General features: G+C 66.0%; 7 protein-coding genes. All 7 read right to left on the bottom strand.

The window, feature by feature from the left end:
• On the bottom strand, nucleotides 1–210 hold a 210-nt coding region (locus PKE44_RS12505), incomplete at its 3' end, for a hypothetical protein (RefSeq protein ID WP_324551687.1).
• Nucleotides 211–219: 9 nt separating this feature from the next.
• Nucleotides 220–1,092, bottom strand: a complete 873-nt coding sequence (locus PKE44_RS12510; RefSeq protein ID WP_324551690.1) for a hypothetical protein — start codon at nucleotides 1,090–1,092, stop codon at nucleotides 220–222.
• Nucleotides 1,089–1,262: a hypothetical protein gene (locus tag PKE44_RS12515; RefSeq protein WP_324551692.1), complete on the bottom strand. Its 174-nt coding sequence runs from the start codon at nucleotides 1,260–1,262 to the stop codon at nucleotides 1,089–1,091. The genes PKE44_RS12510 and PKE44_RS12515 overlap by 4 nt, the downstream gene beginning before the upstream one ends.
• Nucleotides 1,259–1,714, bottom strand: coding sequence for a hypothetical protein (locus PKE44_RS12520; RefSeq protein WP_324551695.1), 456 nt, complete (start codon nucleotides 1,712–1,714; stop codon nucleotides 1,259–1,261). Before PKE44_RS12520 ends, PKE44_RS12515 begins: the two co-directional genes overlap by 4 nt.
• A gap of 12 nt (nucleotides 1,715–1,726) precedes the next feature.
• Complete coding sequence (locus PKE44_RS12525; RefSeq protein ID WP_324551697.1) at nucleotides 1,727–2,650, bottom strand: hypothetical protein; 924 nt, start codon at nucleotides 2,648–2,650, stop codon at nucleotides 1,727–1,729.
• 117 nt (nucleotides 2,651–2,767) lie between these two features.
• Entirely contained in the window at nucleotides 2,768–3,661 is an 894-nt protein-coding gene (locus tag PKE44_RS12530) for a hypothetical protein (protein WP_324551700.1), read from the bottom strand.
• 94 nt (nucleotides 3,662–3,755) lie between these two features.
• A complete protein-coding gene (locus tag PKE44_RS12535; protein ID WP_324551701.1) occupies nucleotides 3,756–3,971 on the bottom strand; it encodes a hypothetical protein in 216 nt (71 codons plus the stop codon).
• Nucleotides 3,972–4,031 lie beyond the last annotated feature (60 nt).

A 4,031-nucleotide genomic window follows, 5' to 3' on the forward strand; every position in this document is an offset into this window, starting at 1 on the left:
ACGGATTTCCGTCTCGCGCGTGATCTGCGTGTCCTGTTTGGCGGCCGAGGCGTCGCCGGAGCCGCCGCCGCCTCCGGAAATTCCAGAAACCAGAAGCTTGCCGTCAGCAGTAGCTTGAAGCTGCACCTGATATGCGCCGCCATTGAGCGGCTGCCCGCCTGGCGGCGCACTTGCTCCATCCGGGATATGCATCGCGGTCATTTGCGACATGGCGAAACCTCACAGCCCGCCGGGCGGCGGGCGAAGCTGCGTCGATGGGTTGCGCGACAGTCGCGCGTGATCGCGCGCCGACAGCCGCGGCCCGAAGCGCTGCGTGAAGCGCTGCTCGAACGCGGTCGCGCGCTGGAACGATTCGGTGTCGGAGTCGCGCAGCAGATAGGCGAGGTGGCAGCACCAGTCGATCAGGTCGCGGTGATATCGGGCCGGAATCTCGGGCTCGTCGTCATCGGCTTCCATGTCGGCCAGTGGCGCGCGCAGTACGGTCAGCGACAGGTTGCGGTGCCGCGCTGCGGTGGCGGCAACGAACGCGCCGGGGTCGTCGGCAACAGCGAGGCCGAACGCACTGCCGGCAACGGTCGTCACGACGTGCGCGCCGTCCGCGTAGCCGCCGAGCGTGACCAGATCGCCGACCGACGCACCGATGGCGGCCTCCGTCGTCACCGACAGAGTGCCGGCCAGCCAGACCGCCGCCGTGACGCTGACGGCATCCTCCGTAGCGCGATCAGGCGCAGGCAGCAGCGTCAGCGTGCCGGCATCCATGTCCAGTCCGTAGCGGCGCGGCTCCCCGCTCCAGTCTGCGCAGCCGGATCGCAGCAGGTCACCGACGGCCGCCGGCGCCAGTTCATTCGCATCCAGCCGCGCGCGCTGCACGAACAGGATGCGAGGATCGAGCGGGTATGCCGCAACGCCATCACGCAGCGCGATGCGTGTGATTTCCGGCGTGGCGCTGTCCACGATCAGCCGCGCACGCTCCGCCGCCTCCCGCTGCGCCTCGTTCAGCCAGCCGGTCAACACGCCATCGGCGTGCCGGTACGGCTGCGCTTCGTCATCGAGGCGCAGGCGGGTTTCGGCGAGCAGCGCGGCCAGGTTCACGGCTTGGCCTCACGCTTGTGCGCGGCCTTGTCCGGCTCCGGCGGCTTCTCCGGCTCCGGCTCCGGCTCCGGGAACTCGAAGGGCTCCATGTCGGGGCGATCTTCGAGTTCCGGCGCCCATGCGTAGATGTGGCCAGTGTTGATCTGGCGCAGGTACCGGTCGCCGCTCATGCCACGTCACTCGGCGTAGTCATGTTCACGACCTCGGCGTACAGCGTGCCCTTGGCCGCGTCGTAGGTCGTGGCCGTGCCGAGCGTCAGCGACAGGTAGCTGTCGGCCGTGTAGAGCTTGCCTCCGGCCGCCGCGTAGGCTTCGGTCGAGCCGGAAACCAGCGCCACCGCGTTCAGCGAGGCGTCGTTGAGCCAGCCATCCGCATCGACCACGCTGCCGTCGCTGACGAGGTAGTCGCCGACATCGGCAATTGCCGTCGCCCCTTCCGCGGTCATCACGCGCAGCCAGACCTTTTTCACCAGCGTTCCGGCCGGGATCAGGATCAGGTGGCGGATGTCGCCGTTCGCGCCGTTGGCCGTCGAGAAGTCGAAGTTGCGCGCCATGACCTCCACGGCGCGCAGGTTTGCCGGCAGCGCACCGCCGGAGCCGAGTGCCTTGTTTACGGTTGCCATGATCAGCCCTCCTCAGGCCGCGTAGGCGAATACATCGACGAGGGCTTCCGGCTTCACCACCTTGATGCCCCATACCTGCAGGCCGCGGTAGCGAGTGCCAAACGTGTCCTGTGCCCGGAACGACTCGTTCTTGACGAACTGCGAGGCGAACGTGATCGCGTCGCGATGGCCGGCGAGGATGTGATTGCAGTAGTGGCCGGAATCAGTGGCATACGGCAGCAGGTTGCTGACGTAGATGTCGGTGTCGTCGATGCGCCCGATCAGGCCATTGCGGATCGGCGACACGGAATCGCCGGTGATCTGCACTTGCCGGATTTCGGACGTCATCAGCTTGTTGCGCATCCAGTCCGGGATCACGATCCAGCGGCCCGGCTTCGGCACGTTCTGCTCGGTCAGCACCGAATTGACGTTGACGATCACGTCGATGGCGTTGTTCTTATCGATGGCGAGGGGAGCGCCGGCAGCGCCCATGTTGTACATGCCGGTGATCTTTCCGGAATTCGCGCCCTTGTTCTTGGCGTGCGCGTCCGGGTAGACGAGCGAGAATGCCTGCCGGTCCACGGAAATCTTGAACTGCTCGGTTGCGTCGATCAGCCACTCATCCGTGAACATTACGTCGGATTGCTTTTCGTCGATGTCGTCAATGACAAAGCCGTACACGTCACCTTTGTCGATCAGAAGCTCGATCCTGTCAGTCAGCGGCTGATCGTATTCCAGCTTCTGACCCTTCTTGTACCCGGACTTGATGGCGATTGTCGGGGTCGTGCGGATGATGACCGTATCGCCCTGATCCTTGATCAGATTCACCTGATTGGTGTTGCAGATGCTGTGCAGGCAAGTGGCTGCGTAGTAGTTGGCGAGCAGTCTTGCTGCCCACGTCTGCGGAACAAGCGTCCCGGCGTTCTGGTTAAATCCGGAGGCGGCAGGATATGCCATGACTGCAACTCCATGAAAAAGGGGCTGCCGCTTTCGCGCACAGCCCCTTTGGGGGTCGGATAGCAGTCGTCATCACGACGATTGCGTTCTCATGCCGGGCTCGCCCCGGCTGGTTGATCAGATAAGACGGCCTTCCCGCTCCGCGGCCTCGAACGGCACGATTTGCTTGTCAAACTCCGCCTTGGTGATCCGGCCTCCGCCGAAGTCCATGCTGAGCCTGTGCAAGTCCTCGCGCCTCAGCATCGGCTTTGCCGCCGGCAACTCCGCCGCGCGCCCGCGCTCCGGCTCCACCATGCCGGCCAGCTTTTCGGCGGCAGTCGGCCTTGCCGGTGTTGCCGTCTTCTGCTGCTGCCGGTAGGTGTTGATGTAGAACGCGATGCCGCGGGCATCGTTGGCGTCGACCACGGCCTGAAGCGGTTGGCGCACGCCGTTGTCGTCGAGCCACGAGGCGAACCCGGCGTCCTGCCACGTCTCCCGCCAGCCGGGCGCAGCCTTGTCCAGATCGGCATAGAACCGTTCTGCCGCGGCCTGCGCCCGCTGCTCTTCCATCGCCTGCGCGGACTGCTTGAGCGCGGCGATGTCGTCCTGCAGTGCGCTGCGCGCCACGTCGGCGATCCACTTCGCTTCGCCTTCGCCAAACCCGTATTCCTCGCCTCCCGCAACGACGTTGGCGGGCTGCTGCGGAGCGGTCTGCTCGGGTCTGCTCATGGCCGCCAGTTCGGCCCGCAGCCGCTCGTTTTCGCTGCGCGTGGCGCGCAACTCATCGTGCAGCCGCGGGACTTCGGCGTTGTACTTGCCCTGCAGCACGTCGAACCGGTGCCGCAGCCCGTCGTCGCTCGCAACCGGAGCCGCAGGAGCGGGATTCTCGGGTGCGATCTCTTCCGGGCGGTCGGTTTCCGGCTGCTTCGCGGCCTGCTCGTCAGCAGCCCGGCGGCTTGCAGCCAGATCGGCCTCGTACTGCTGGCGCACGACCAGCGGGAGCATGGCGATTTCCGCCTCGGTCAATTCCATCTCGCGAGCCTCGCTGAGGTATTCGCACGGGACAAGGCCGTCTCACGACGGTCTGATGTACGTCGCGAGCCCATGCGGGTGTTCGCGACGATTCTCACGATGCAGCCCTTTCGGCTGCGTCGAGAATTCTGGAAAGCGTCTGCGCTGCGCCCTGCTGCATGCGCAACTCCACGTCGGAGCGCTCGGCGGACATGGCCTGCGCGAGCCGCGCGCGCTCGGCCTCCAGCCACTCGCGCAGGCACTGGAACTGCGCGTCCCGCGCGAGAATCGCCAGCGCGCGCGTGACGCGCTCGTCAGGCTTGCTGAGCATTCGCCGACATCGCTTGCTGCTGCATCGCGGCCTGTTGCTGCGCCGCCTGCTGCTGCATCA

The organism is Plasticicumulans sp., assembly GCF_035331805.1.
GTDB lineage: Bacteria > Pseudomonadota > Gammaproteobacteria > Competibacterales > Competibacteraceae > Plasticicumulans.

Coding starts and splice junctions, on each gene's coding strand:
- PKE44_RS12520 (WP_324551695.1), bottom strand. CDS start 1,714: ATGGCAACCGTAAACAAGGCACTCGGCTCCGGCGGTGCGCTGCCGGCA.
- PKE44_RS12535 (WP_324551701.1), bottom strand. CDS start 3,971: ATGCTCAGCAAGCCTGACGAGCGCGTCACGCGCGCGCTGGCGATTCTC.
- PKE44_RS12530 (WP_324551700.1), bottom strand. CDS start 3,661: ATGGAATTGACCGAGGCGGAAATCGCCATGCTCCCGCTGGTCGTGCGC.
- PKE44_RS12525 (WP_324551697.1), bottom strand. CDS start 2,650: ATGGCATATCCTGCCGCCTCCGGATTTAACCAGAACGCCGGGACGCTT.
- PKE44_RS12515 (WP_324551692.1), bottom strand. CDS start 1,262: ATGAGCGGCGACCGGTACCTGCGCCAGATCAACACTGGCCACATCTAC.